At 35.1% G+C, this 26,875-nt stretch carries 25 protein-coding genes; 10 read left to right on the forward strand and 15 right to left on the reverse strand.

Annotated features, from left to right (window positions below; genetic code table 11):
• The 4 genes from DFQ05_RS07545 to trhO all read right to left on the reverse strand — a co-directional run bounded on the left by DFQ05_RS07545 (position 1) and on the right by trhO (position 5,513).
• On the reverse strand, positions 1-2,352 hold the full coding sequence (locus DFQ05_RS07545) for a penicillin-binding protein 1A (protein ID WP_132704785.1): 2,352 nt from the start codon (positions 2,350-2,352) through the stop codon (positions 1-3).
• Positions 2,353-2,354: 2 nt separating this feature from the next.
• On the reverse strand, positions 2,355-2,852 hold the full coding sequence (locus tag DFQ05_RS07550) for a gliding motility lipoprotein GldH (protein ID WP_132704786.1): 498 nt from the start codon (positions 2,850-2,852) through the stop codon (positions 2,355-2,357).
• Positions 2,836-4,023 carry a PSP1 domain-containing protein gene (locus DFQ05_RS07555; RefSeq protein ID WP_132704787.1) on the reverse strand — a complete coding sequence of 396 codons (1,188 nt, stop codon included), beginning with the start codon at positions 4,021-4,023 and terminating at the stop codon, positions 2,836-2,838. The genes DFQ05_RS07550 and DFQ05_RS07555 overlap by 17 nt, the downstream gene beginning before the upstream one ends.
• A 425-nt stretch (positions 4,024-4,448) precedes the next feature.
• Positions 4,449-5,513, reverse strand: coding sequence for an oxygen-dependent tRNA uridine(34) hydroxylase TrhO (gene trhO / locus DFQ05_RS07560; RefSeq protein WP_132704788.1), 1,065 nt, complete (start codon positions 5,511-5,513; stop codon positions 4,449-4,451).
• A gap of 184 nt (positions 5,514-5,697) precedes the next feature.
• On the opposite strand from trhO, the gene DFQ05_RS07565 reads away from it, so the two are divergent.
• From DFQ05_RS07565 to DFQ05_RS07585, 5 genes are all read left to right on the forward strand, one after another.
• Positions 5,698-7,794, forward strand: coding sequence for an MORN repeat-containing protein (locus tag DFQ05_RS07565; RefSeq protein WP_132704789.1), 2,097 nt, complete (start codon positions 5,698-5,700; stop codon positions 7,792-7,794).
• A gap of 406 nt (positions 7,795-8,200) precedes the next feature.
• Positions 8,201-9,208 carry a recombinase RecA gene (gene recA, locus DFQ05_RS07570; protein ID WP_132704790.1) on the forward strand — a complete coding sequence of 336 codons (1,008 nt, stop codon included), beginning with the start codon at positions 8,201-8,203 and terminating at the stop codon, positions 9,206-9,208.
• Between the two features lie 103 nt (positions 9,209-9,311).
• Positions 9,312-9,722 (forward strand): hypothetical protein, encoded by a 411-nt coding sequence (locus DFQ05_RS07575; RefSeq protein ID WP_132704791.1) that lies wholly within the window; start codon positions 9,312-9,314, stop codon positions 9,720-9,722.
• A 26-nt stretch (positions 9,723-9,748) separates the two neighbouring features.
• Positions 9,749-10,291, forward strand: coding sequence for an RNA polymerase sigma factor (locus DFQ05_RS07580; protein ID WP_132704792.1), 543 nt, complete (start codon positions 9,749-9,751; stop codon positions 10,289-10,291).
• A gap of 1 nt (position 10,292) precedes the next feature.
• Positions 10,293-11,807, forward strand: coding sequence for a porin family protein (locus DFQ05_RS07585; RefSeq protein ID WP_132704793.1), 1,515 nt, complete (start codon positions 10,293-10,295; stop codon positions 11,805-11,807).
• Positions 11,808-11,899: 92 nt separating this feature from the next.
• Here DFQ05_RS07585 and DFQ05_RS07590 read toward each other — a convergent pair whose 3' ends face one another.
• Positions 11,900-12,646 carry a lysophospholipid acyltransferase family protein gene (locus tag DFQ05_RS07590; RefSeq protein WP_132704794.1) on the reverse strand — a complete coding sequence of 249 codons (747 nt, stop codon included), beginning with the start codon at positions 12,644-12,646 and terminating at the stop codon, positions 11,900-11,902.
• Between the two features lie 102 nt (positions 12,647-12,748).
• Between DFQ05_RS07590 and trpS the strand changes: the two genes are divergently transcribed.
• Both trpS and DFQ05_RS07600 read left to right on the forward strand, forming a co-directional pair.
• Complete coding sequence (gene trpS, locus DFQ05_RS07595) at positions 12,749-13,720, forward strand: tryptophan--tRNA ligase (protein ID WP_132704795.1); 972 nt, start codon at positions 12,749-12,751, stop codon at positions 13,718-13,720.
• Positions 13,721-13,729: 9 nt separating this feature from the next.
• Positions 13,730-14,101, forward strand: coding sequence for a hypothetical protein (locus tag DFQ05_RS07600; RefSeq protein WP_132704796.1), 372 nt, complete (start codon positions 13,730-13,732; stop codon positions 14,099-14,101).
• A 9-nt stretch (positions 14,102-14,110) separates the two neighbouring features.
• Here DFQ05_RS07600 and dprA read toward each other — a convergent pair whose 3' ends face one another.
• Entirely contained in the window at positions 14,111-15,214 is a 1,104-nt protein-coding gene (gene dprA / locus DFQ05_RS07605; protein ID WP_132704797.1) for a DNA-processing protein DprA, read from the reverse strand.
• A 99-nt stretch (positions 15,215-15,313) separates the two neighbouring features.
• On the opposite strand from dprA, the gene DFQ05_RS07610 reads away from it, so the two are divergent.
• The 3 genes from DFQ05_RS07610 to DFQ05_RS07620 all read left to right on the forward strand — a co-directional run bounded on the left by DFQ05_RS07610 (position 15,314) and on the right by DFQ05_RS07620 (position 17,120).
• Entirely contained in the window at positions 15,314-16,252 is a 939-nt protein-coding gene (locus DFQ05_RS07610) for an HU domain-containing protein (protein ID WP_132704798.1), read from the forward strand.
• An 85-nt stretch (positions 16,253-16,337) separates the two neighbouring features.
• Entirely contained in the window at positions 16,338-16,847 is a 510-nt protein-coding gene (locus DFQ05_RS07615; protein ID WP_132704799.1) for an acyl-CoA thioesterase, read from the forward strand.
• Positions 16,848-16,904: 57 nt separating this feature from the next.
• On the forward strand, positions 16,905-17,120 hold the full coding sequence (locus DFQ05_RS07620; RefSeq protein ID WP_241974229.1) for a DUF6515 family protein: 216 nt from the start codon (positions 16,905-16,907) through the stop codon (positions 17,118-17,120).
• Between the two features lie 60 nt (positions 17,121-17,180).
• Here the strand turns inward: DFQ05_RS07620 and DFQ05_RS07625 are convergent, their stop codons facing one another.
• The 9 genes from DFQ05_RS07625 to atpH form a co-directional block, all read right to left on the reverse strand.
• Positions 17,181-18,401, reverse strand: coding sequence for a murein hydrolase activator EnvC family protein (locus DFQ05_RS07625; protein WP_132704800.1), 1,221 nt, complete (start codon positions 18,399-18,401; stop codon positions 17,181-17,183).
• Between the two features lies 1 nt (position 18,402).
• Positions 18,403-19,188: a lipoprotein insertase outer membrane protein LolB1 gene (gene lolB1, locus DFQ05_RS07630; RefSeq protein ID WP_199221973.1), complete on the reverse strand. Its 786-nt coding sequence runs from the start codon at positions 19,186-19,188 to the stop codon at positions 18,403-18,405.
• Between the two features lie 4 nt (positions 19,189-19,192).
• Entirely contained in the window at positions 19,193-20,554 is a 1,362-nt protein-coding gene (locus DFQ05_RS07635) for a tetratricopeptide repeat protein (protein ID WP_241974230.1), read from the reverse strand.
• Positions 20,555-20,573: 19 nt separating this feature from the next.
• A complete protein-coding gene (locus tag DFQ05_RS07640; protein WP_132704802.1) occupies positions 20,574-21,593 on the reverse strand; it encodes a sugar phosphate nucleotidyltransferase in 1,020 nt (339 codons plus the stop codon).
• A gap of 94 nt (positions 21,594-21,687) precedes the next feature.
• The gene (gene dut / locus DFQ05_RS07645) at positions 21,688-22,122 is read right to left on the reverse strand and encodes a dUTP diphosphatase (protein WP_132704803.1); all 435 of its coding nucleotides are present in this window, start codon (positions 22,120-22,122) and stop codon (positions 21,688-21,690) included.
• A gap of 59 nt (positions 22,123-22,181) precedes the next feature.
• Positions 22,182-23,639: an oligosaccharide flippase family protein gene (locus DFQ05_RS07650; RefSeq protein WP_132704804.1), complete on the reverse strand. Its 1,458-nt coding sequence runs from the start codon at positions 23,637-23,639 to the stop codon at positions 22,182-22,184.
• Positions 23,640-23,760: 121 nt separating this feature from the next.
• Positions 23,761-24,621, reverse strand: coding sequence for an ATP synthase F1 subunit gamma (atpG, locus tag DFQ05_RS07655; protein WP_132705109.1), 861 nt, complete (start codon positions 24,619-24,621; stop codon positions 23,761-23,763).
• Between the two features lie 46 nt (positions 24,622-24,667).
• Positions 24,668-26,248, reverse strand: a complete 1,581-nt coding sequence (atpA, locus tag DFQ05_RS07660; protein WP_132704805.1) for a F0F1 ATP synthase subunit alpha — start codon at positions 26,246-26,248, stop codon at positions 24,668-24,670.
• Between the two features lie 68 nt (positions 26,249-26,316).
• Entirely contained in the window at positions 26,317-26,847 is a 531-nt protein-coding gene (atpH, locus tag DFQ05_RS07665) for an ATP synthase F1 subunit delta (RefSeq protein WP_422398649.1), read from the reverse strand.
• Between the last annotated feature and the right edge of the window lie 28 nt (positions 26,848-26,875).

The raw sequence follows: 26,875 nt of genomic DNA on the forward strand, positions 1-26,875 counted from the left end.
TTAAAAATCTATACCTAAATCGTCATCGTCGTCATTATCGCTACTTGAAGCAGCATCATTAGATTCTTTTGTACAATCGGTATTAATAGACAAGTTGGCTGGTTTTTCGAAAGCTTCTTTAGAAACATTAAGCGTTTCGTCCTCGTAGCATGCTTTCATAAAAAGCGCCCAGACTGGAAGCGCAGTTGAAGCGCCCTGTCCGTATTTTGTGTCTTTAAAGTGAGCTGCTCTATCTTCGCACCCTATCCATACACCAGTAACTAAATTAGGCACCATGCCCATAAACCAACCATCACTATTATTTTGTGTAGTTCCGGTTTTACCTGCTATCGGATTGGTAAGTTCCCATGGATAACCAGTGAGCATTTCTTTAGTAAACTTTTGATTTTTTCTCCAGTTATCACGTAATCGAGCACCTGAACCAGACTGAACCACGCCTTCCATAAGATTAATCGTAACATATGCCACTTCTTCACTTAGTACATCGCGGCTTTCTGGCTTAAACTGATACAAAACTGTTCCGTTTTTATCTTCAATCCGCGTTACTAAAACAGGCTTATTATAAACGCCTTTATTAGCAAATGTTGAGTAGGCAGCAACCATTTCGTAAACACTAATATCTGGCGTTCCTAATGCAATTGCAGGAACAGGTAAAATCTCCTGTTCTACTCCTAATTTTTTAGCCATTTCTACAACGGGTTGCGGACCTATTTCATTCATCAGGCGAGCGGTAATTGTATTTGTAGAACTTGCTAATGCCGCTTTAAGTGTTTGATATCCTTGATAATTTCCGCCTGTATTCCTTGTTGTCCATGGCTCAGGATTACCAAACTTATTGGCTTCTATAGTAATTGGTGTTCTAGGTAAACTATCGCATGGCGATAATTGCAATTGGTCAATAGCCGTGGCATAAACAAACGGTTTAAAGGTAGACCCTACTTGACGCTTTCCTTGCTTAACCATGTCGTATTTAAAATGCTTGTAATTCATGCCTCCAACCCAAGCTTTCACGTGACCAGTCTGCGGGTCCATAGACATCATCGCAGGTCGTAAAAACGATTTGTAATAACGCATCGAATCTATAGGTTTCATCACGGTATCTATCTCGGTATATTTTCCGTCTTTCCATGCAAAAATTTCCATTTGCGTTGGTTTACTAAAAGACGCTATAATTTCTTTTTCGGATTTACCTAAATCGTTTTTCATATGTCGCCAGCGCTCACTTCGACGCATACCAACATTCATTAGACTTTCAATTTCTTTTTGGTCTAATTCCAAAAATGGTGCTGTTGGATTTCTATCGGGTGTATTTTGATTATCGAACTCCGCTTGAAGCCTTGGCATATGCTGCGCAATTGCCTCTTCTGCGTACTTTTGCATCCTATAATCTATTGTGGTATAAATTTTTAACCCATCGTTATAGAGATTGTATAATTCGCCATCTGGTTTTGGATTTTTCTTAATCCAGTCTTTCATAAATTCTGCAAGGTTAGCTCTAAAATAGGTAGCTAAACCTTCGCGATGTGATTCTGGCGAATAGTTTAAGTCTAACTCTGTTTGTTGAAGTGAGTCTTTAACCTTTTCGGTAATAAAATTATACTTAGCCATTTGGGCTAAAACAACATTACGTCGATTTCTTGTTCCAACAGGGTTTCTTTGTGGTCTTGGGTTGTAAAGTGACGAATTTTTAAACATCCCCACTAACATAGCAGATTCTTTTAAATCTAAATCTTTAGGCTCTTTACCAAAATAAATACGTGCCGCAGAACGAATACCATCTGCATTGTTATTGAAGTCATAGATGTTAAAGTACATCGTTATAATTTCTTCCTTGGTGTATTGGCGCTCTAATCTCGTGGCAATAACCCATTCTTTTACCTTTTGAAAAACGCGACCAAATTTATTTTTTGAAACCTGTTTTGTAAATAGTTGTTTAGCTAATTGTTGCGTTATAGTACTAGCTCCTCCGCCACTACCTAATTTGAAAATTGCTCTTAAAGTTCCTCGTCCGTCTATACCGGAGTGGTCGTAAAATCTTATATCCTCAGTTGCGACTAAGGCGTCTACTAAGTGCTTTGGTAAATCCTCGTATCCTACTGGCGTTCTGTTATCTTCGAAATAGAATTTAGCCAAAGTTTTATTGTCTGAAGAAATAACCTCGGAAGCTAGATTTGTTCTGGGATTTTCTAACACGGTATGGTCTGGCATTTCTCCTAAAAATCCCCATGATGCTAGTAAAAATATAAGTATTATGGATACTATTCCAAAAGAGAACAACATCCAAAACCAACGGATGTATTTTGAAAAATCTTGAGTGTTATTTGCTGTCTTTTTAGCCTTTTTATTAGCCATATCTATTTGTTTTCTACTCTAAAACCAACTTCTGTGATACCTTGTAAATTATCAATGCCAGACACCTCTCCGTATTTACGCATTGCTTGTTGTACCGAGAATGTATAAACGCCTTCTTCTTTAAATCTAAAGGCATCCTTGTGTCCTTTATACCAAAGTTTATTTTCTTTTACATCAGTAAAACCTTCGCCTAAAAGTGTGCCGTCTGGTGCCGCCATTTTGTATTCTAAAGTATCTATAAATGTCTTTCCGTTAGGATATTCTAATGCCGTGATTAGAAAAAGATTATTATACTTGTAGTCTTTATTATTTCTTATGTTAACAAACAAATTGTAGTTGTTTGTCGTATCTGGCGCCTTGATTTTAAATGAAATAATTTCATCTTTATTCCATTGATTAGGCAATGATTGGTATTGGTCAAACACTAATTTTGAATCGCAAGACAAAACCAAAACCAACAACAGAAATTGTACTAAGAATAAGCTAGTCTTTCTTGGCATTATTTCGAGGGTTTCTATTTCTACGGTTTTTATTTCTGTTACGACTCTTATTGTTTTTACGTCTGTTATTCCCTTTTGGATTATCGAAACGTGTTAAACTATCTTGACCGACAACATTTTCGAATTCAACTATAGCATCTTGTTGGTGCTCGGCAGCGTATTCTTCAAGACTTGCAACTTTTTTTCCTTTTTTGTTTAATTCAATAATTTCGTTTGCTTGTTTTGTGGAGATAACATGCCAATTCATCCATTCGCCCTCGTAGGCATACCACATAAGCCCTTTAAAAATATCTGTTTTTTGACACACAGCTATTCCCTTTTCGGTTTGTAGTTTTTTATCTGTTTTAGGGAATGCTTTTAAAGCATCTAAGTATGAATCTAACTCGTAATTTAAGCAACATTTAAGTTTACCGCATTGCCCAGCTAATTTTAATGGGTTTAGCGATAATTGTTGGTACCGCGCTGCTGATGTACTAACTGATCTAAAATCGGTTAACCATGTAGAACAACATAATTCTCTACCGCAGGAGCCAATGCCTCCAAGTCTTGCAGCCTCTTGTCTGAAACCAACTTGTTTCATTTCTATACGCGTCCTAAACTCTCTTGCAAATACTTTAATTAACTCCCTAAAATCCACACGTTCTTCCGCAGTGTAGTAAAATGTTGCTTTACTGCCATCGCCTTGAAACTCGATATCAGATATTTTCATTTTAAGATTAAGGTCAATAGCAAATTGCCTTGCCTTTACTTTCATCGGTTCTTCTTTGTCTCTGGCAGCAGACCAAATATCTATATCTTTCTGAGATGCTTTCCGGTAAATTTTTAAGACGTTTTCTTTATCGTCTATATCTACTTTTTTACGTTTCATTTGTACACGGACCAATTCTCCGGTAAGTGTTACCATGCCTACATCGTGACCAGATTTGGCTTGCGTAGCTACGATATCGCCAATGCTTAACGTAAGATTTTCTGTGTTTTTGTAATATTGTTTTCTTCCGTTTTTAAAACGTACTTCGACCCCAAGAAAAGGTTCTTGTCCGTTAGGAAGCGACATATTGGCCAGCCAGTCAAAAACAGTGAGTTTATTGCAGCTGTCTGTGCCGCAAGTACCATTGTTTTTGCATCCTTTTGGTTGGCCATCTTTACCAGTTGAGCAACTGTTACAAGCCATATAATGTGTTATATATATTTCAGAATATCAATTTAATTCTGAAAGAAGGATTCATAATTCTTTGAAAAGTAAAGATAAAATTATTTATGGATTTTTAGGGTTAAAAAGCCATGTCATTCTAAAAACCCTTCCAAGGCTGTTTGAAAAGTAATTTTTTCAGTCATTTCGAGCGTAGGCGAGAAAATTAAAAAATTGAATTTCAATGCATTTCGACTCCGCTCAATGTGACAGATTTACATATATTTTACTTTTCAGACAGCCTCACCTTCCCTAAAAGAGAAGGAGTTTTTCATTGATGTTTATTTAAAATTTTCGAATTTTAAGAATACCTCCTTCAGTTTAAAAATAGGTTCTTTCCTTGAGGAAAGGTGGTGTTTCTACCAAGTAAAAATTGAGAAATTCTCAGTCATTCAGAATTATAAAACCTACTTCTTCAAGGTTTCAAAAATATTCCGCAAATCTTTTTTGTATGGCAAATGATCTGCACGACCTTTTTTAAAGATGTGGTTACTATTACCTTGACCTTTTCTAAGGGCTTTTTGCTCCTCGTAAGGTAGTTTTATAATTTCTTGACAGTTGGTAGAGCAGCAATTGTCCATTTTTTCCTTGCAACTATCGCATTGTATAAACAATAAATGGCATGCTTCGTTAGCACAATTGGTATGCAAATCTGCAGGCTCACCGCATTGGTGACAATTAGCAATAACATCATCCGAAATACGCTCTGAGCGCCGTTCATCAAACACAAAGTTTTTACCGATAAACTTGTTTTCTAAACCTTCGGCTTCAATCTGTCGGACGTAGTTTATAATACCGCCTTCGAGCTGGTATACATTCTTAAAACCCTTGTGCTTGTAATAGGCACTTGCTTTTTCGCAGCGAATACCACCAGTACAATACATTACTAATTTTTTATCCTCTTTATGTTCTCTTAAATCCTCTTCTATTAAATCTAACGACTCTCTAAAAGTATCGACATCTGGAGTTATGGCATTTTTAAAATGACCTATTTCGCTTTCGTAATGGTTGCGCATATCCACTAAGACGGTGTCTGGGTCTTCGATAAGCTCATTAAATTTTTCGGCATTTACGTGTATGCCTTTATTTGTTACATCGAAGGTATCGTCATTAAGACCATCTGCTACTATTTTATTTCTAACCTTTACTTTTAGCTTAAGAAATGCATAATTATCGTGCTCGATTGCAATATTAAGCCTAACATTTTCTAGAAACGATATGGAGTCGAGATGTTTTTTAAACGCTTCAAAATTATCGGCAGGTACAGATAATTGGGCGTTAATCCCTTCGTGTGCAACGTAAATACGTCCTAGCACATCGAGTTCGTTCCAGTTAATAAACAGATGATTTCTTAATAATTCGGGGTTTCCGATTTTTGCGTATTTGTAGAAAGAGATAGTCAAACGGTCTTTACCTGCTTGTTCTATAAGCACTGCTCTTTCTTCGTTACTTAAGTTATTGTACAGTTGCATGCTATACTAATGTTTTAAGGTTAAAGAATTTATTTTCAGTTGCAAAGGTAATTTTTTAAAGGACTAACTGGCTCTCAACTTCAATTTTTTTATCGATTAGCGCTTTTAGAATATACGCATTTCTTCGTATTGAATATTGTGCTGTGAATTAAGAATTTAGCCTAACATAAATTATCAATAAGACATGACTTTAAAAACCTCACTCAATTTATTTATCTCCGTCTCTTTGTGTATTTCCGTTTACGCACAAAAAATTGATATGATTAATGCGCCGAGAAACCCTATTGGGTTTAAGCATAAAAAAGAACACTTCTTCTTAAGAGGCGATATTTATGCCTCCGGAGGAAAAATATTTGACAAAAATGGCAACATAGTATTTAATTACGGTACGCGCTATTATTATGATAATAATGATAGAATTACTGGAAATAATTACGGAGATATTTTTGAGTATGATGCGCAAGGAAACATCATAAAATTTAAATACAAAAGTGGAAGTGAGTCTAACTACAGATTTAACAACAAGAATCTGTTGGTCTACGAAAAATCGTCTTATGGCGATGAGAAAGACCATGTTTACGACAATCGTAACCGAATTATAAAAACCAGTATTAAAAAGAAAGGCGTTTTAAGCCAAGAACGTACTTTCTCCTATAGCAAAAGTGGTGATTCTGTTGTTGTAGATATGAAATATAGCTATACAAACGGTCGCAATAGCTTTAAAGCCAAGTCATACTATTTAAATGGATTTTTAGTAAAAGAAGATGTAAGCTCTGGGGCTTATAAATATATTGTAGATACCGATTCCAAAGGAAATAAAATCGATTTTTACGATGCCGAAAGAGAAAACCCCAGGCATTTCGAAACTGTTAATCGATACTATAGTGATATAAACAAACCTATAACCATTGAGTTCGGATATTATACAACTAGCACTAGTAAAACAGCAAAAAAGACGGAAACTATATATGTCAACGGTAAACGAAGTTCTGATGTAGCTATTAGCAAAGGCGTTAAACCGAATGAAAAGATTGTCTACGATGGATTGACACAAACGTATTATTCAGTTCAAAATATTATACCAGAAAATCACACATTACAAACACGAATTCCTGTTACAGAGGTGCTTTCTAAAGGTAACCCTTACATAAACTATGTTTACGATGGCAAGTTTATTAACTACGTCCATGGGTATAACAAAGTGAAATCTCGAGATTTTGCTTTTATCGGTCCACACATGATTGATTATCGTGTAGACAAATCCCTTGGACGGACTTACATTATAAGAAATTACAAAAACATAAAGGACCAGGTTGTAAAACAAATGGAACTGTTTTCAGCAGATACCACCTCAATATTGTATTTGCGAGAATTACAAAACGAAAACTTCTTTATTGTAGATAAGGGTAAACATATCGATTACAAAAAAGCACGATTTGAATATCTTACCAACGGCGACCCCGTAATATTCGTAAATGACGAGCCTAAGTATCTGTTAACTGGTTTTAGAACAGCACAAGAAGGTGAAGTTAAAATTGGAAGACGATATGATAATGAATTAAAAAACAACACGTTAAATTCAGAGAACACAACGGCACCTTCATCCAGTAGTTTAGATTGTATACAAGGCGATTGTGAAAATGGCTGGGGGAAAGTAAAAATCGGGGACATACTCACAGAAGCTACATTTAAAAATGGTGCCATTCATGGTGTAGCCTACATTACATATCCTGAAAACTCATTTTATCATGGCGAATATGCTAACAATACTCGACATGGGTTTGGGTATTATCGTTGGAAAAGCGGAAACACATATGTCGGCTATTGGAAAGATGGAAAACAACATGGTATTGGTTATTTAATGGACCAAAACTCTAATATTTTGTCTGGAGGAATTTATGAAAATGGTGTTCTTATCGAAAAGAAAACTGGCAATTATAAAAATCAGACCAGCAACGGAAATTGTGTCGGAGACTGCTCTAATGGTTTTGGAGAATTCACTTATACTAATGGAGATGTTTATCGCGGGTTTTTTAAAAACGGACAACGCTCTGCCGTTGGTTCCTACTCTTGGACAAACAACAGCCATTATGTAGGTTCTTACTCGGACGATGGTAATCGAAATGGCTATGGTATGTACACTTACGTCGATAGATCTGTCTTTAAAGGCATGTTTATAAATAACAAAATCGATGGCCTTGGGAAAATGAAGTATAGTAAATCAGGCAACGAAGTTTCTGGAGTTTTTAATAATAAAGGCGCAAAGATTAGAGATTATTAATTATAACAACTTAAAAAATTCATCTTTCCACTTGCAGCATCAACATATTTGGTACAATAACTTCTCGACATAAAAAAAGCACCTTGATTTATATCAAAGCGCTTTTTTGAGGACTAACTCGTTATTAATATTAATTTTTTACAATTAAGTGTTTTTAATAACGAGCTAACCTCCATCGGCTTTACAACAGCAGAATAAGAATACGGCTGCTGTCTTACCTAAAGTTTTACTAAGAATTAATTTTCCTAAAAATTTCATTTAACCTAAAACCTTAAGTGATTCATAGCAATTTTTTCCTTTTTCAAATAGTAGATGCAAAAAGTGTAAAATGGTTGCGTCGTAAATTGTAATCTCTTAAAAGAAGTGTTATTTTTATCATCACGATTAATAGAGAAAAAATAAGAAAATGAGTAGTCAAAAAGATGCAAAATTAAAAGCATTAAAGTTAACTTTAGATAAGCTAGATAAGGCTTATGGTAAGGGAACAGTAATGAAAATGAGCGACCAAGCCATTGAAGATGTAGATGCTATTTCTTCAGGGTCACTTGGGTTAGATATTGCTTTAGGTGTTGGTGGTTATCCGCGAGGACGAGTCATAGAAATTTATGGACCCGAATCTTCTGGTAAAACCACATTAACGCTTCATGCTATAGCTGAAGCTCAAAAAGCTGGCGGAATTGCAGCATTTATTGATGCCGAACATGCGTTTGACCGCTTTTATGCTGAAAAATTAGGAGTCGATTTAGAGAATTTAATTATATCTCAACCAGATAATGGAGAGCAAGCTTTAGAGATTGCTGATAATTTAGTGCGTTCTGGGGCTATAGATATTATCGTTGTAGATTCTGTTGCGGCATTAACTCCAAAGAGTGAGATTGAAGGCGAAATGGGAGACTCTAAAATGGGACTTCACGCGCGTTTAATGTCCCAAGCATTAAGAAAACTTACAGGATCAATAAGCAAAACCAATTGCACCATGATTTTTATTAACCAATTACGTGAAAAAATTGGTGTTATGTTTGGTAATCCAGAAACTACAACTGGTGGTAATGCACTAAAATTTTATGCTTCTGTACGCTTAGATATTAGGCGCTCAACGCAAATAAAAGACAGCAATAGCGAGGTAATGGGTAATAAAACAAGAGTTAAAGTTGTAAAAAACAAAGTAGCTCCACCATTTAAAATGGCAGAATTTGATATCATGTACGGAGAAGGTATTTCTAAAGTTGGAGAAATATTAGATATAGCTGTAGAACACGACATTATTAAAAAAAGTGGTTCTTGGTTTAGTTACGATGATACAAAACTTGGGCAAGGCCGAGACGCCGTTAAATCTTTAATTAAAGATAATCCAGAATTAATGGACGAACTTGAAGAAAAAGTAAGAACCAAAATCAACGAAAGTAAAGCCTAATCAAAAAAATCCTGAAATTTTCAGGATTTTTTTGATTTATGACGCAACCTTTTGTAACCTTTTGCATCTTGCTAGAAGCAAGTATAAATTTAATAAAGCCCAAATGAAAAAAATACTTTTATTATTTGTCTTAGTAAGTCTCTTTTCATGTGACATTGGTGGTGATGACGATTTACCTAATATAGACTTTCAACTTATGCCTATTGATAGTGTTGAAGTGCCATCCGAATTTACTTTTGGTCAAGTACATCAAATAACTGTTAATTACACCCAACCTAATGGCTGTCATGAATTTAACCGTTTTTTAGTAGACCCAATTGGTAATACAAGAATAGTCGCTGTTGTTGATACTGTATATTTGGATGCTAACTGTACAGAAGCCATTGAAGAGGTTTCAGTAAGCTTTAATTTTAATGTGCTAAGTTTAGAAACTTATACATTTCAATTTTATCAAGGTAAAGACGAAAACGGTGAGGATCAATACTTAATTATTGATGTACCTGTTGTAGAGTAAATATTAAACTAAACCAATCATTTAATGTGAGTTTAGAAGAACTCATAAATAATTGTAAGAAAAGGGATGCTAACGCACAGAGCCAATTATATAAGCAGTACGCAAGTAAATTGTTTTCTCTTTGCCTTAAGTATTCTAAAAATTACGTCGAAGCAGAAGATAATCTGCAAGACGCGTTTGTAACGATTTTTAATAAAATAGAGCAGTACAAACAAAAAGGTTCTTTTGAAGGTTGGATAAAGCGTATTGCAATTAATACTGCACTACAGCGATATAGACAGGTTGGCGTTTTTAATATTATTGATGAAGCTGCTATCGAAGATGTTTCACTAGATGTTGATAACGATGAAATAGATTTAGATTTTCTTCTAAGTATTATTCAAGAGTTACCTGATCGATACCGTTTAGTTTTTAACCTTTATGTATTAGACGGGTATTCTCATAAAGAAATTTCTAAATTATTGAATATTTCTGCAGGAACATCAAAATCTAATCTATCTAGAGCAAGACTAATTTTAAAAGAAAAAATTGAAGATTACAAAGCGAATTTAAATTCGCAATCCTTATAAAATGAACGATAAAAAACATATCGACCGTCTCTTTCAAGAGAAATTTAAAGATTTTGAAGCTACACCAAGCGAACACGTTTGGGAAGGCATTGAGGCCAGACTTCAAAACAAGAAAAAGAAAAGACGCATTATTCCTATTTGGTGGCAATTAGGTGGCGTGGCTGCAGCACTTTTACTGTTGTTTGCAGTAGGAAAAACGATTTTTTCTAGAGATGCAAATACCAATGTTCCTATTGTTAAAGAAACAATGACTAATAAAGAAATTGATTCTAAAGAAATAAATTCGTCTTCAGAAGAAAAGTCTAAAGTCGTCTTAAGTGCTACAGATAAAGTAAATATTGAAGCTTCTGAGGATTTAGATAATAACAAGACACCTAAATCTAATGAAACTACAAGTTTTAAGAACAATACCTTATTAAACAGTAGAAAGAGTAAAGAGACTGTAGCTCAAAATTCAGCTTCAAAGCAATACCAAAACAATACCAATATTACAGATAAAACTTCCGAAAAAGATGTAAATAGTGTTATTGCTTCTAATGAGCAAACAAACAAAAATAAATCGCCGCTTCAACCAGAACTGAAATCTAAAAAGGAACTTGACCGTATCATTAATTCAAATTCTACATCATCAGATGTTGTTGTTAAATCAGATGCTAATACTGAAAAACTTAATGAGGCTAAAGACGAAGTTATTACCAATAAAAACATTACAGAACAAGAAAAAGGTCAAGATATAGAAGAGGCTATTGCCGAAGCAAATAAAATAAATGAAGAAGAAAAAGAATCCCGCCGGTGGAGCATAGCGCCAAATGTTGCGCCGGTTTATTTTAATTCGTTAGGTGAAGGCTCATCAATAGACCCTCAGTTTAACAGTAACAACAGACGTAGTGATATTAGCATGAGCTATGGCCTTAAAGGTTCTTACGCTGTTAACAAAAGACTTAAAATTACTGCAGGTTTTAATCGTGTTAATTTTAACAGTACAACGAGTGATGTTATCGCCATATCAGACAACAGTTTTTCTTCAGTTACTGACTCTGCAAGCCGATTGCAAAATGTTTCGCTTAACAATTCTGTAAACGATGCATCACTTATGGTAATGAGTAGGTCTAGTTTAAATCAAAATACAATTTCAGAAGCAATTAAAACTTTAGAAACAGGTGATTTAGAACAGCGTTTTGGGTTTATTGAAATTCCACTAGAGGTCGAATATAGATTAATCGATAAAAAAATTGGTGTTAATATTAGCAGCGGTTTTAGTACGTTGCTACTTAATGAAAATGACATATTTGCGGACGTTAATGGCGAAAGTACCCTTATAGGCGAAGCAAATAATTTAAACAATACCAGTTTTAGTGCCAATTTTGGTGTTGGCATCGATTATAATATTACAGAAAAATTAAATATTAATCTTGAACCCAAGTTCAAGTATCAACTTAACACATTCAATAATACATCTGGTGATTTTAGACCGTTTTTTATTGGTGTTTATACGGGCTTAAATTTTAAGTTTTAGGTTTTTTAGTTAGACGATAGTTATTGTAAACTCAATTAAGCAATGATGGCAATAACTATAAAAAAAGTCGCTCAGTGGTTTGAGCGACTTTTTTATTTCAGTAGTTTCTGGTCTTCTACTAAATCTTTTAAAATCATTTCTCGTACAGATTGATTTATGGTTTTGGTGTCTTCTATGGTTAGACCTTCTGTAGACACAAATTTGTGAATTTTTACACGCATTTTTCCTGGGCCACCGCTAAAAAAAGAAAATGAAAACCGTTTTTTATTATCGTAAAAGGTCATAGGTACTATTGGTATCTGCTGATTAATTGCCATACGAAAAGCACCGTCTTTAAATTCGTCTAGGATAATAGATTCTTCTGGCACGCCACCTTCGGGGAAAATACAAATACTTAAACCCTGTTTAAGTCGTCTCTGCGCTCTTAAAAACACAGCTTGTCGGCTTTTAGGGCTACTCCTATCTACCAAAATACAAGTGCGTTTGTAAAAGAATCCGAATAGCGGAATTTTTGCTAACTCTTTTTTACCCACAAAAACAAATGGGTTTTTAACGGCTACCAACATTAACATTATGTCTGTCATCGACGTGTGGTTAGAGACAAACATGTAACTGGCTTTAGGATCTGGTGTTTGCTCCTTTTTTATACGGTAATTAAATCCCATTCCAAACAGAATAAACTTAGCCCAAAAACGTGCTAGCTTAAAAAATTGAGGGTACCACTGTTCTCTTGATATTGAAATCAATAGAAAAGGCATGAGAACCAAAATAGGAATGGCTACTAAAACATAAAACCAAATTCGATATAAAATCCAAAATGGATAGTTGACTATTTTCATCGTTCCAAAACTAGCTAAATAAATTAAATAGTCTTAAAGAAAAAATTACCTTTGTTTTTTCATTAATTATTAAAAAGATTCTCACTTTCGTGGGAAATGAATATGGCAAGAATACTTACAGGCATACAAAGTACAGGAACACCACATTTGGGTAATATTTTGGGCGCTATTATCCCTGCAATAGAAAAAGCAAAAAACGATGCCAACGATTCGTATTTGTTTATTGCAGATATGCACTCATTAACACAGATAAAAGATGCAGAAATGCTTCGTCAGAACACCTATTCTACCGCGGCTACTTGGTTAGCGTTTGGACTAGATATTGAGAAGACGGTGTTTTACAGACAGAGTGATGTTCCACAAGTGACTGAGTTATCATGGTATTTAAGTTGTTTTTTTCCGTATCAACGTTTAACCTTAGCGCATAGTTTTAAGGATAAGGCCGACCGTTTAGACGATGTTAATGGCGGACTATTTACCTACCCAATGCTAATGGCTGCAGACATTTTGTTGTATGATGCCGAAATTATTCCTGTTGGGAAAGACCAAGAACAACATATAGAAATGACCAGAGATGTCGCCTCTCGTTTTCATGCAAAAATGGGTGGCGAAACCTTTGTGCTGCCAAAGGCCGATGTTCAAAAAGAAACCATGCTTATTCCTGGTACAGACGGTGCTAAAATGAGTAAAAGTAAGGGCAATACCATAAATATCTTTTTACCGGAAAAGAAATTACGAAAGCAAATAATGTCTATCCAAACCGATAGTACTGCTTTAGAGGACCCAAAAAATTGGGCAACTTGCAACTGTTTTGCTTTGTATAGTTTATTGGCTAATGATAATGCTATTACAGAAATGAAAGCCAATTACGAAAACGGTGGTTACGGATACGGCCATGCGAAACAAGCGTTATACGAACTTATATTAAAGCGTTTTGCCGAGCCGCGTAAACGTTATAATTACTACATGGATAACCTTAACGAAGTTGATGCTGCGTTAGCTGTTGGTGCTGAAAAAGCAAGTAGTATTGCTAATGAAGTGTTAGCACGTGTTAGAACGAAAGTTGGGTATTAAATTAGTCATATGAAATTCATCAGCAATTATACTTATAAGTTAGTTTTATTTATTTTTTGTGTAACAATAGTTTATTCTTGTAGGACTGTAAAAGAAGGTAAAGAATCAAAAAGTGAAATTTCTTTGAGTAAGGATTGTTTATCTTCATTGAATTTGGGGGATTATCAGGTCTCTGAAGAATATGTTTTAATTGTTAAACAATTTCTTTCTAAAAATGAATGTGGTAAGGAAGCTTTAGACTTTTCTAGGAAAGCACTAAAAGCATTAAATGACGGAACTATAAGACAAATTAGTTTGGAATGCCTTAACAAATATTTTGATATGAGCGAAAAATCTCCTTTCGGAATTAGTTTTGGCGGCGTATTTTCTTGCGAATATTAACTTCCTCTTTTAAACAACCTCAAACAACTTCCCAGGCAACGGTCTAACAACACCTTTTAGTTCCATATTTAGTAATAAGCCTGCCAATTTGTAGGTTGGTATATTACAGTTTAGTGCAATAACATCGAGTAATTCTTTGTTGTTTTCTTTAAGATAATTGTAAATCACTTTTTCATCAGGTTCTAACTCCACAAATAATTGTTTTTGCACAATAGGTTTTGCTTCATTTTGTAGTTCCCAACCCAAAATATACGGTACGTCCAAAGGATTAGATAATAAATGTGCCTGGTTGGCTTTTATTAAATTATTACAACCCACACTTTGACTATCTGTAACTCTGCCAGGGACAGCAAATACATCTCTGTTGTAAGAATTGGCAATATCTGCGGTGACTAAACTGCCGCCTTTTTCGGCAGATTCTATAACAATAGTGGCTTCGCTTAAACCTGCAATAATTCTATTTCGTTTTAAGAAGTTTTTTCTATCAAAAGCATCAGAGCTCCAAAAATCGGTGAGAAATCCACCATGCTTTTCGATATCAGCCATATATTTTTTGTGCACTTTAGGATAAATTTGGTTTAATCCATGCGCTAAACAGCCTATGGTTTGCAAGTTGTGTTTTAGTGCAGCTTTATGTGCTGTTATATCTGTCCCATAAGCAAAACCAGAAACAATCACTGGATTGTAAGGTGCCAAATCTTCAACTAATTTTTCGCAAAACGCAATACCGTTAGTTGTTATTTTTCTTGCGCCAACAACACTAATAATATGCTTGTTTTCTAAGTTGATATTGCCTGATTGAAATAGCAAAATTGGACCGTCGATACAATGCTTTAATCGCTCTGGATAATTGTCATCTAAAAAATAACTATATGCAATATTATTATCTCTAATAAACCTAAGTTCATTTTCGGCCTCTTCAAAATGGCTCTTATCATATAAGCCATCAATGGTTATAGTGCCAATACCATCAATCTTTAATAGATTACTTTTTTTCTCTTTAAAAATGGCTTCAGCACTGCCGCAATGCGCAATTAATTTTTTAGCTGTTGTTCCTCCGATTTTTGGTATATGCTGTAAAGCGAGCGTATGTATAAGTTGCTGTTCGTTCATATAAGAAAAATAGTGACTAAAAATACTCTTTTTTTGACTGTTAATAAATTTGAGTCTTGGAGCTTCGTTAGCATTTAAAAATTTCTAAATTTGTATCATATGCAACTAGAAACCTACATCAGCGATTTACTTTACCGATACGATTGTGTAATCGTGCCTAATTTTGGTGCATTTTTAACGCAACGCGTATCGGCTAAAATTCACGAATCTACACATACGTTTTATCCGCCTAAAAAAGTATTATCTTTTAATGAACAACTTCAGAATAACGATGGTTTATTAATTAATTATATTGCTGAAATTGAGAAAATTCCGTATCAGGTCGCTATCGAAAAAGTGGCTAAGCAGGTAAAATCTATTAAATCTTATTTGGTTGAGGGCGAAACTATTTCATTTCAGAATATTGGAGACTTACTTCTAAACGCTGAAGGTAGCATTGTTTTTAATCCATCGTATCACGTTAATTACTTGACGGACTCGTTTGGCTTATCTCATTTTAACTCTATTGATATTGCGCGCGAAACCTACAAGCAAGAAGCTATAGCCATTGAAGATAAAGCACCTATTGCGCTTACACCAGAAAAACGCTCAGGTAATTGGCTAAAATATGCCGCTGCAGCCGTAATTGTTTTAGGACTTACCGGTCTTGGAGCTGGTAAAATCTACACTGCTAGTATCGAACAACAAAACCAAATTGCAGAACAAGAAGCTAAAACAGAGATTGACAACAAAATTCAAGAAGCGACCTTCTTTATAAGTAATCCGTTACCTGCAGCTACGTTTTCTGTAGAAAAGCAAACAGGAAATTATCACATAGTTGCTGGCGCTTTTAGAGTTGAGGCTAATTCTGATAAAAAAGTAGAGCAGCTTAAGGCTAAAGGTTATAAGGCTCGAAAAATTGGCGTAAATCGATATGGTCTGCACGAGGTTGTGTATTCTAGTTACCAAACTAGATCAGAAGCGCAGCGCGAAATGTACAAGATTCGTAAAACGCACAATAAAGATGCTTGGTTATTGGTGAAGAATTTGAACAAGTAGATTTAGACCAAATCCCTGTTTTTTAATTTACCTTTGCACTATTAAAGTTTTCCGAAGTCTCGGAAACGAAATTTTTTAAATTTTTATGGAGGCAAAAACGGCATTTCAATCTAAAACTATAGTTACTGACCTTGTTTTACCAAGCGAAACAAATCCTATAAATAATCTTTTTGGTGGCGAATTATTGGCACGTATGGACCGTGCAGCTAGTATTGCAGCAAGGCGCCACTCTAGACGTATAGTCGTTACAGCTTCTGTAAATCATGTGGCGTTTAATCGCTCTGTACCTTTAGGAAGTGTGGTAACGATTGAGGCTAAAGTCTCTAGAGCATTTACATCGTCTATGGAGGTCTATATGGATGTGTGGATAGAAGATAGAGAGTCTGGCGAATGTATAAAAGCCAATGAAGCTATTTACACCTTTGTTGCTGTAGATGCTACTGGTCGGCCAGTAAAAGTACCTGAACTTATACCAGAAACCGAACTAGAAAAAGAGCGTTATGCGGCAGCGCTGCGTCGTAAACAACTAAGTTTGGTCTTAGCAGGCAAATTAAAGCCCGCTGAAGCTACCGAGCTTAAAGCGTTGTTTGAGTGATTAAACTTTTTTATTCTTTATCAGTCTTACTCATTGTTAATCTTAAATCAATTAATAATGAGACATCTATTTATTTTAATCGGGTTAATATTCTCCTTAAGCTTTAATTCTTGTGCAAGACGTGTGGTTGTAAGACAACCAACCAATGTAACAGTTGTAAAAACATTACCAAGACAGCATAAGGTTGTTAGAATTAATGGCACGCGTTATTATGTTTGGGGTGGAAAACATTATCGTAAAACTAGAAATGGTTATGTTGTTGTGAGGATTTAACAACGTCTCGATACAAAATTCAATTTATAAAAAATTGAATTTCACTCGAAGTGACTATACTTAATTCTTAGACAGCCAATACTCAGGATTTTGGGTAGCATCATTCTTATAGACCCTAAACCCAAGGAGTGTTTCGCCTGTAGTCTTATTTGTAAAGGCTTTACCTATAACTTGTCCTGTTTCGACTTTTTCACCAGGTTTTACATTTATTTTTGACATATTCATGTAAACTGTAATGTAATTTCCATGTCTTATCATAACAGCTGGATTCGCATTTTTAATAATCATTATCTTGTAAACTTCTCCTGTAAAAACAGCTTTAACTGAAGCGTTTTCTTCAGTTGTAATATAAATGCTTCGATAATTGTTTTTTACCGTTTTATCAGTAATTGAACGTTGTACACCATATCTGCTTTTAATAACACCTCTGTCTACTGGCCATCGAAGTCTACCTTTATTAGCTTCAAAATTTTCAGCAAGAGCTTTTCCTGCTGGAGTTAATGCAAATTCCCCAGACGATGATGTTTTACCTGCTTTTTTATTAGATGCCGCAATGGCCTCTCGAATTAATCTATTTATTTCTCTATCGATACGGTCTGCTTCTTGTCGCTTTTTACGGATTTGAGCTGTGTATGTTTTTAAATCTTTTCTAATAAGTGCCATTAGCTCTTTCTGAGCTTTCATCTCTTTTTCTAATTCTCGTTTTGCTTTTTGATTTTCTGCAACAAGCTTCTTTTTCTGTTCGCGCTGTTCCGATAATTTTAGATTAAGCTTCTGTAGCTCTTGGGTTTTTAATTTGATATCTTCTGCCTGCTTCTTTTGGTAAGCCTTATACTGATTGATGTATTGTAAACGTTTATAAGCCTGCTTAAAATTATCTGAAGAGAGCAAAAACATAACTTTGCTTTGCTCTGATTTACTTTTGTAAGACTTAACGATCATCTTAGCATAATTATCCTTTAGAAGCTCTAATTGGTCTCTTAGCTCTGTAATTTGCTTTTGATTATTATTAATATCCCGTGTGAGCTGGTTGGCTTGCTCGTTAGTGACGTTAATTAAATTTTGACGTATTCTTATCTTTAAGTCTACGTCTTCAACTTGCTTTAAAACCGAAACTTCTTTCTTCTTTACTTGCCTATTTAACGAATTAAGCTGATTTATTTCTCTTAGAATACGTTGTCGTTTAGCCTCAAGTTCTTTCTGCTTATTACTTTGGGCATTAACAACCGACAAAGAAAAAACAGAAACTAAAACAAGTATAAAAATAGATTTAAAACGCATATTAGTTTAGTTCGATTTCTTTATAGCCAGAAGGAATCCTAAACGGGAAACGTACCTCCTCGTTAAGTGTAATTGATTTAATCTCCATGTCTATTAAAGCTTCACTCGTATCTTCTACAGCAATAACTTTAATCTCCTTTGGAATTACGTTTTTTTCTATGTCTTGGTACGATTTGTAATCGACTTGAAGAAATCTGCGTTTCGCCGACTGGGCTAATTGAAGAGAATTTAGCTTAAAATGTGAGGCATTCAGTAAATAAAATAATTCTGATAATACATTCTGGCTCTTTGGCGCAAGGACATAAGCATTTTCTTGTACATCAATCACATGGTCTTTTGCTCTTAAATCGGAAATTGCCTGCCCCATTAGTATATTCTGAACCTTAAAAAAATCTAAATCAAAGCCTGCAAAATCACTTAATAACGCATAGTTACCATTAAAAAACGTATTATCTGTTTTGTTATAAAACTTAACACTGTCTGGGGTAATCATCATACGAGCTAAATTTAGTGGCGCGCTAAGCCAAATCACCTCATCTTTCTTTATTCTTAAATTAAATGTGGCGCCTTGAGATTTTTGGTTCTGTGTAATATTGATTTTTGCTTTTGCCTGAAGCGTTTTAAAATTAACATTGTTTTTTTGATGTGCTTTAATGACCTGCTTTGCGGACAATGCAGAACTAGCCTCTCCCGATGTAACTATTGCCTTGGTTGATTTACAAGACCACGCAGTTACTAATAAAATAATAGCAAATACCTTTATTGTTTTGTTTGAAATAGATTGCATCACTCTAATTTGTTACTTTAATCATTTCGGCCTTTTTAGCAAACGTTTTAGATTTGGTAATATTATTACTTAATTTATAAGCTTCGCTTAATTGCAGATAAAAATCACGCTCCATTTTAGGATTTTCAACTAAAAAATCAAGTCCTATTTCCAAGCTTTCTATTGCGCTTTTGGCTTCGCCTAGATTAATATAAGCTACACCGTTTAGCAAGTACAAAATAGGTTGCGCTGGATATAATTCTAAAGCATTTTTAGATTGTTGTAAAGCATCTTGATATTGTTTTAAATCAATTTGAATAAGAATGATATCTCGTAATAATTTAAAGTCACTGGGCGTTTGTTTTAAAGCGGCTTTATAATTCTGAAGTGCTTTTTCTTTATCACCAGATTTTAGGTAAAAGCTTCCCAGATTCGTGAGTGATTTTGTGTCTTTTTGAGTGTTAACACTATCCGTAGCCTCGATTAAATCTTTTTGGTATTGGGGGTTTTTTTCCACAAACTGAACAAAATCCTTAAGCACTTTAGATTTAGAAGATTCTTCGATTTCGGGAGCATTTAAAACCCGTTTCATCGAAGACACCGCCATATCTACTTGATCTTCTTCTAAGTAAAACTTATACAATGCTAAGTGCACATATTTAGATTCTGGTATAGCGTTTAAAAGCGTTTTTGCTACTTCGTAAGCGTCTTTAGTTTTTCCTGTTTGGCTGTATCTATAGATGAGTTGTAAATAATTGTTTTCGTTTGTCGGATTCGCTAAAATTCGTGCTTTTAATCTCTGAATTTGGTCTGTGGCGTCTCCCGTAAGGTTATAAATATTATTACGCATTGTGTTACGCACTTCGTCTTCTCCTAACGAGGCATCTAACTCGTCTAGAAGTACTAATGCGTCTTTAAATCGCTCTTTTTTAATATACAGCGTCGCTAAGTCTTGCTTATAATCTGGATGGTATTTAACCAGTTGTTTTAAGGTTTTTATGGCATTATCAATATCGTCTTGCTTGTAATACACATCGTAAAGCTCATCCAAAAACCATTCGTTATCTGGCTGCATTTTAATAGCAATTTTTAAGTTTTGTTCGGCAGCTTCAAATTTTTTTAGTTGGTTGTAGTTTTTACCCAGCTCAAAATAAATAACGGGTTTCTGACTGTCGATATCCAAGCATTTTTGAAGCGCTTTAATTGCCAACTCATAATTTTCTATGCCTTTCTGTTTTAAGGCTTCAAAAAAATGGTCTTGGTAAGCGTCGGTAACATTACCTAAATCGTCATCTGGTTTTTGATTAAAATCTACCTGAGATAATGCCAACAATGGCGTTAACATTAGTACAGTGAGAAAAGCTCTATATATTAGTTTAAATTTCACGTTATATCAACTTCAACAATTATTCCATTTGTGTATAATCGCCAATACTAATTTTAGTAAACTTACCATTATACTTTACGTAATTGCCAATCATGGCTTCGTCTAATGTAGCGTTTTTAATATGAGTCTGCGTCTGAATTAAGCTATTTTTAACGACTGAATTTTCTACTGTTGTCCCTTCTCCTATTGACACATTAGGACCAATGGTACTGTTCTTTAGGGTTACGTTTTTAGCAATATAACAAGGCTCTACGATAGTTGAATTTTCCAGAACTACTGAGTCATCAACTAAAGTCTCTTCACCATCTGCTTTAAGGAAACCAAGCATTTTTGTATTCGTTTCTAATGTTACGGCTTTGTTTCCACAATCCATCCACTCATCTACAGTACCTGTTTTAAATACTTTTCCGTCTGCCATCATACGCTTAATACCATCATTGATTTGGTACTCACCGCCATTCATCACGTTTTCGTCTAAAACTTCTTGAAGTTTATCTTTTAAAACTGCGGCATCCTTAAAATAGTAAATACCAATTACGGCTTGGTCACTCACAAAAGTTTCTGGTTTTTCAACCAGCTCCACGATTTCTTCATTGGTATTTAGCTTAACAACACCATAAGCTTCAGGATTTGCAACACGTTTTGTCCAAATCACCGCATCTGCGTTAGGGTCTAAATCAAACTCGGCACGAATTAAAGTATCTGCATAGGCTATGACCGCAGGTCCTGACAAGGATGATTTTGCACTCATTATGGCGTGACCTGTTCCTAAAGGCTGGTCTTGCCTGTATATAGATGCTTTGGCGCCTAAACTTTTGGCTAAATCTTTTAATTTAGCTACTACATCGTCTCCAAAGAATGCTGGGTCACCAAGCACAAAAGCGATTTCTTCGATTGGTTGTTTTAAAACCTTTGCTATGTCTTTTACCAAGCGATGAACAATCGGTTGGCCTGCAACAGGAATTAATGGTTTAGGTACTGTTAAACTATGTGGTCTTAATCGCGAACCACGACCTGCCATTGGGACTATTATTTTCATATTCATTTGCCGCGAAAGCGGTAATCTTTTTAATTAGACTTTATTTTCTTTTATTGATGAGATTTCTCGACTTCGCTCGAAATGACATACTTAATTACTTTACACCTGTACTTCCAAAACCCCCACCACCACGATAGGTTTCAGACAATTCTTGGACTTCTTGCCATTCGGCGCGTTCGTGTTTTGCTATGACGAGTTGCGCAATGCGTTCACCATTTTCTATTACAAAATCTTCACTAGAAAGATTTACTAAAATCACACCTATTTCACCTCTATAATCGGCATCTACAGTTCCTGGAGCATTGAGTACTGTGATTCCTTTTTTTGCGGCTAAACCGCTACGTGGACGTACCTGAGCTTCTGTTCCAATCGGTAATTCAATAAACAACCCTGTTTTTACGATAGTGCGTTCTAAAGGTTTTAGAATTATCGATTCCGAAATATTTGCACGTAAATCCATTCCTGCTGAAGCAATAGTTTCGTAGTGCGGTAAATCGTGATTGGATTTATTAATGATTTTTATGTTCATATCCTTATGTCTAATCTTCCTTTTCAACTACGCTAAGCCGAGATAAAACGAAGAAAATTTTAGTTTTTAATTAATACTGAAATATTCTTTTTTTCGAGTTGAAAAACAACTATCAAAAATACGATTAATGCGCCAAATCCTATGTAATAGTTCTCTCTAAATCCGTAGAAATATACGGTTGAAAACACTATAGAGAGGATAAAATAAAGTCCTATCTTTTTGAAATTATATGGGATTGGATAATATTTCTGACCGTAGTACAATGATATCAACATCATAACGCCATAGGCTGAAACTGTTGCGATTGCTGAGGCTTTAAATCCAATATGCGGAATTAAAAGATAGTTTATGACTAGCGTAACGATAGCGCCAAAAACAGAAATATAGCCTCCAAACTTAGTACGGTCTGTTATTTTGTACCAAACTGATAGATTGTGGTAGATTCCCAAACAGAAGTTAGCGATAAGAATTAAAGGCACAATCCACATGGCTTCATAAAAGTCTTCGCTTCTGATGATATATGGTTTTATAATGTCTGAAAACACGACGACCGTTAACAAAATAATTGACCCAAAAGCCACGAAAAATTCTAGAATTTTTGCATAGTTTTTTTGAGGATTTTCAGTTTTTGAATGACTGAAAAAATAGGGCTCTATTCCCAATCTAAAAGCTGTAGCAAATAAGGTCATGAATAATGCTATTTTATAACACGCCGAATACATACCTATTTGGACTTCTGAAATATCTGCTGGTAATAATTCTTTGAGTAAAATTCTATCAAACGTTTCGTTTATTGAATATGCCACTCCGGCTAATAAAACTGGGGCTGCATATTTGAGCATCCGTTTCCAAAGGTTTGAATCAAAACTATACTTGATTTTTGTGTAAAACGGAATTAATAAGAGTAGCGTAACTCCACTTGCAACAACATTAGAAATGAAAATATAGCTGATTTCAAAATCGGGCTTATAAATGCTTTTTAGAATATCAAAGTCGTCTGAGAGCCCTTTTAGATACAGTAGTAAAAAGACATTTAAGCCTAAATTAATAGCTACATTAAGAATCTTAATTATAGCATATTTTGTAGGTTTTTTGGTGGCTCTCAACCAAGCAAAAGGAATAATAACTAAGGCATCTAAGAGTAAAATAATAAATACCAGATTCAAGTATTTTAAATCTATTTCAATAGCACTAGCTATAAAATCGCGAAATAGGAATGCTATTCCTAAAACTAAAAAAGACGTCACAACTAAAGAGATACTAGCTGTGCTGGTTACGTTTTCGGGATGTTTTTCTTTATTGAAAAATCGGAAAAATGCAGTTTCCATTCCGTAAGCTAAAACCACATTAAATAAGACGAAGTAAGCAAAAATAAAGGATACACGACCATACTCTTCAACAGACATCACATCCGGGTTGGTGTAAAGCGGCACCAACAAGAAGCTTAGCATACGCGGTAAAACTGTTGCTAAACCGTAAATGAATGTTTGTTTAAAAAGGCTTTTAAATCCGCTCAATCTTTGTGAAATATCTGGTTAAAAATACCATTTTTAAAACAAAAAAACCTAACTTAAAAAAGTTAGGTCTTGTTAATTATAATGGGATGCTGAAACAAGTTCAGCATGACACATCTAGGTATTAATTATTCAATGCCTCCGCTCCACCAACAATTTCTAAAATTTCGTTAGTAATTGCTGCTTGTCTTGCTTTGTTGTAAGTCAATTTAAGTTGGTCTCTTAACTCAGTGGCATTGTCCGTTGCCTTGTGCATTGCTGTCATACGAGCACCATGTTCTGAAGCGAACGAATCTCTAATACCTTTATAAAGTTGCGTCTTTAAAGATTTTGGAATCAATGTTTCTACAATCTCTTCTTTTGAAGGTTCAAAAATATAGTCTAAATTAACATTCTCGTCTGCCTCAACAGGAACAATTGGTAAAAACTGCTCTGTCATAACAATCTGGGTCGCTGCATTTTTAAAGTGATTGTAAACGATTTCGATTTTATCAAATTCGCCTTCAACAAATTTTTCCATCAGCATTTCTGCTATTTCCGCAACGTTCTCAAAGGTTAAATCATCAAAAACTTCGCTTTTATTAGCAATAACTCTATCTTGTTTTTGAAAAGCATCGTTAGCCTTCTTCCCTATTGCTAGTACAGAAACATTCTTATCTCCATATACATCATTAATCAAGGAATTAGTTTGCTTTATAATGTTAGAATTAAAAGCGCCACACAATCCTCTGTTAGACGTAATAGCAACAATGAGTACATTTTTAACTTCTCTTTGAACCGAATATTTACTTCCAGAATCTGCATCTAAACTTGCACTTAATCCTTGAAGTAATTCGGTTAACTTATTAGAGTAAGGACGCATAGCAGTAATCGCATCTTGAGCCTTCTTTAACTTTGCAGCAGATACCATTTTCATAGCACTGGTAATCTGCATCGTTGAAGACACGGACGATATTCTGTTACGTATTTCTTTTAAGTTTGCCATAGCCTCTCCAAACCTCTCCAAAGGAGAGGAATTATTTAGTTAATAATTAAGCTCTGTACTTGCCAGATAAATCTTTTGCCACGCTTGTTAACGTATCAATAACCTCATCCGTTAATTTACCAGCTTTAAGCGTATCTAAAATATTTCTATGCTTAGCATTTAAGAATTCTATATAATCTCTTTCAAATTCTTTTACTTTCTCCACAGGAACATCTCTTAATAAGTTTTTAGAACCTGCATAAATAATGGCGACTTGATCTTCTACTGTAAACGGATCGTTCTGTGCTTGTTTTAGAATTTCTACATTACGCTTACCTTTTTCGATAACGTTTAATGTAGATGCATCTAAATCAGAACCAAACTTAGCAAACGCTTCTAATTCACGGAACTGCGCTTGGTCTAACTTTAATGTACCAGATACTTTTTTCATAGATTTAATCTGTGCGTTACCTCCAACACGAGATACTGAAATACCTACGTTAATTGCTGGACGCACACCTGAGTTAAATAAATCTCCGTCTAAGAAAATTTGACCATCTGTAATCGAAATTACGTTAGTTGGGATGTATGCAGATACATCACCAGCCTGAGTTTCAATAATTGGCAACGCCGTTAAAGAACCACCACCTTTTACCATTGGCTTAAGCACATCTGGTAAATCGTTCATTTCTTGAGCAATAGCATCGTCATTGATGATTTTCGCAGAACGCTCTAACAATCTTGAGTGTAAATAGAAAACGTCACCTGGATATGCCTCACGTCCTGGAGGACGACGTAATAATAAAGACACCTCACGGTATGCTACCGCTTGCTTAGATAAATCATCGTAAATAATTAATGCTGGACGACCAGTATCACGGAAATATTCTCCGATAGATGCTCCAGTCATTGGTGCATATACTTGCATTGCTGCTGGATCTGATGCGTTTGCTGCGACGATAGTTGTATAGGCTAAGGCACCTCTTTCTTCTAACGTCTTTGCAATGTTTGCAACTGTTGACGCTTTTTGTCCAACGGCAACATATATACAGTATACAGGCTCACCCGCATCGTAAAATTCTTTCTGATTTAAGATGGTATCGATACAAACTGTTGTTTTACCAGTTTGACGGTCACCAATAACCAACTCACGCTGTCCTCTACCAACTGGAATCATAGCATCAATCGCTTTAATACCTGTTTGCATTGGCTCTGTCACTGGCTCTCTGTAGATTACACCAGGAGCTTTACGCTCTAATGGCATCTCATAAGTTTCACCAGAGATAGGTCCTTTACCATCGATTGGGTTACCTAATGTATCCACGACACGACCTACAATCCCTTCACCTACTTTTACAGAGGCAATACGAGAAGTACGCTTTACCGTTGAACCTTCTTTAACGCCTGTAGAAGCACCTAATAATACGATACCTACGTTATCTTCTTCTAAGTTAAGTACGATACCTTCTGCACCACCATCGAATTCTACTAATTCGCCATACTCTGCATTAGCAAGTCCGTAAGCACGTACAATACCATCACCTACAGTTAATACTGTTCCTACTTCGTCTAATGAAGCACCTGCTTCAAATCCTGAAAGTTGTTGTTTTAAGATTGCTGATATTTCAGCTGGTTTTACTTCTGCCATTTTTATTAGTCTTTAGCTATTGAAAAAGACCCTTCGACTGCGCTCAGGGTGACACTCTCAAAAGCATTTTAATTTAATGTAAATTCTCTTTTTAATTTATTAAGCTTATTAGCAATACTTGCGTTGTATTGCTTATCTCCTACGCGGAGGATGAAACCGCCTAAAATGCTTTCATCTATAATATTTTCGACTTGGGCTTCTTTACCTGTTAGCTCTTTTACTTTTGCTAAAACCTTAGTTTTTAGTTCATCTGTTAAAGGTACAGCCGTTGTTACTTTTGCTAATTGACTTCCTCTTAGCTCATCGTACAAATGCGTGTAACTCGTAGCTACATCATTTAACAACGCTAATCTTTTGTTAGAAATTAATGTGTCTATAAGATTGGTTGTATTGCTATTTGCTGTAGCAAATACTGAAGACAACACTGCTTTTTTTTCTGATGATCTTACAACAGGACTTTGAAGCATTTGATGTAACTCTTTGCTTTGAGCAATGGCATTAACTATAGATTTCATATCGTTGTTAACCGCCTCTTCTGCTTTTTGATCTCGCGCCAAGCTTAAAACGGCTTTGGCATATCTTATGGCTGCTCTGTTCATATTAATTTATTCTGAAATGTCACTGAGG

It is taken from the genome of Winogradskyella wandonensis, assembly GCF_004346845.1.
Lineage (GTDB): Bacteria > Bacteroidota > Bacteroidia > Flavobacteriales > Flavobacteriaceae > Winogradskyella > Winogradskyella wandonensis.

Excerpts from the sequence above, each read along its gene's own strand:
- DFQ05_RS07575 (WP_132704791.1), top strand. The coding sequence starts at position 9,312 with ATGAAAAAAATACTTTTATTATTTGTCTTAGTAAGTCTCTTTTCATGT.
- DFQ05_RS07610 (WP_132704798.1), top strand. The coding sequence starts at position 15,314 with ATGCAACTAGAAACCTACATCAGCGATTTACTTTACCGATACGATTGT.
- atpH (WP_422398649.1), bottom strand. The coding sequence starts at position 26,847 with ATGAACAGAGCAGCCATAAGATATGCCAAAGCCGTTTTAAGCTTGGCG.
- dut (WP_132704803.1), bottom strand. The coding sequence starts at position 22,122 with ATGAACATAAAAATCATTAATAAATCCAATCACGATTTACCGCACTAC.
- lolB1 (WP_199221973.1), bottom strand. The coding sequence starts at position 19,188 with ATGCAATCTATTTCAAACAAAACAATAAAGGTATTTGCTATTATTTTA.
- atpA (WP_132704805.1), bottom strand. The coding sequence starts at position 26,248 with ATGGCAGAAGTAAAACCAGCTGAAATATCAGCAATCTTAAAACAACAA.
- DFQ05_RS07585 (WP_132704793.1), top strand. The coding sequence starts at position 10,293 with ATGAACGATAAAAAACATATCGACCGTCTCTTTCAAGAGAAATTTAAA.
- DFQ05_RS07620 (WP_241974229.1), top strand. The coding sequence starts at position 16,905 with ATGAGACATCTATTTATTTTAATCGGGTTAATATTCTCCTTAAGCTTT.
- DFQ05_RS07550 (WP_132704786.1), bottom strand. The coding sequence starts at position 2,852 with ATGCCAAGAAAGACTAGCTTATTCTTAGTACAATTTCTGTTGTTGGTT.
- DFQ05_RS07565 (WP_132704789.1), top strand. The coding sequence starts at position 5,698 with ATGACTTTAAAAACCTCACTCAATTTATTTATCTCCGTCTCTTTGTGT.
- DFQ05_RS07555 (WP_132704787.1), bottom strand. The coding sequence starts at position 4,023 with ATGGCTTGTAACAGTTGCTCAACTGGTAAAGATGGCCAACCAAAAGGA.
- dprA (WP_132704797.1), bottom strand. The coding sequence starts at position 15,214 with ATGAACGAACAGCAACTTATACATACGCTCGCTTTACAGCATATACCA.
- trpS (WP_132704795.1), top strand. The coding sequence starts at position 12,749 with ATGGCAAGAATACTTACAGGCATACAAAGTACAGGAACACCACATTTG.
- DFQ05_RS07640 (WP_132704802.1), bottom strand. The coding sequence starts at position 21,593 with ATGAAAATAATAGTCCCAATGGCAGGTCGTGGTTCGCGATTAAGACCA.
- atpG (WP_132705109.1), bottom strand. The coding sequence starts at position 24,621 with ATGGCAAACTTAAAAGAAATACGTAACAGAATATCGTCCGTGTCTTCA.
- DFQ05_RS07615 (WP_132704799.1), top strand. The coding sequence starts at position 16,338 with ATGGAGGCAAAAACGGCATTTCAATCTAAAACTATAGTTACTGACCTT.
- recA (WP_132704790.1), top strand. The coding sequence starts at position 8,201 with ATGAGTAGTCAAAAAGATGCAAAATTAAAAGCATTAAAGTTAACTTTA.
- DFQ05_RS07545 (WP_132704785.1), bottom strand. The coding sequence starts at position 2,352 with ATGGCTAATAAAAAGGCTAAAAAGACAGCAAATAACACTCAAGATTTT.
- DFQ05_RS07600 (WP_132704796.1), top strand. The coding sequence starts at position 13,730 with ATGAAATTCATCAGCAATTATACTTATAAGTTAGTTTTATTTATTTTT.
- DFQ05_RS07625 (WP_132704800.1), bottom strand. The coding sequence starts at position 18,401 with ATGCGTTTTAAATCTATTTTTATACTTGTTTTAGTTTCTGTTTTTTCT.
- DFQ05_RS07590 (WP_132704794.1), bottom strand. The coding sequence starts at position 12,646 with ATGAAAATAGTCAACTATCCATTTTGGATTTTATATCGAATTTGGTTT.
- trhO (WP_132704788.1), bottom strand. The coding sequence starts at position 5,513 with ATGCAACTGTACAATAACTTAAGTAACGAAGAAAGAGCAGTGCTTATA.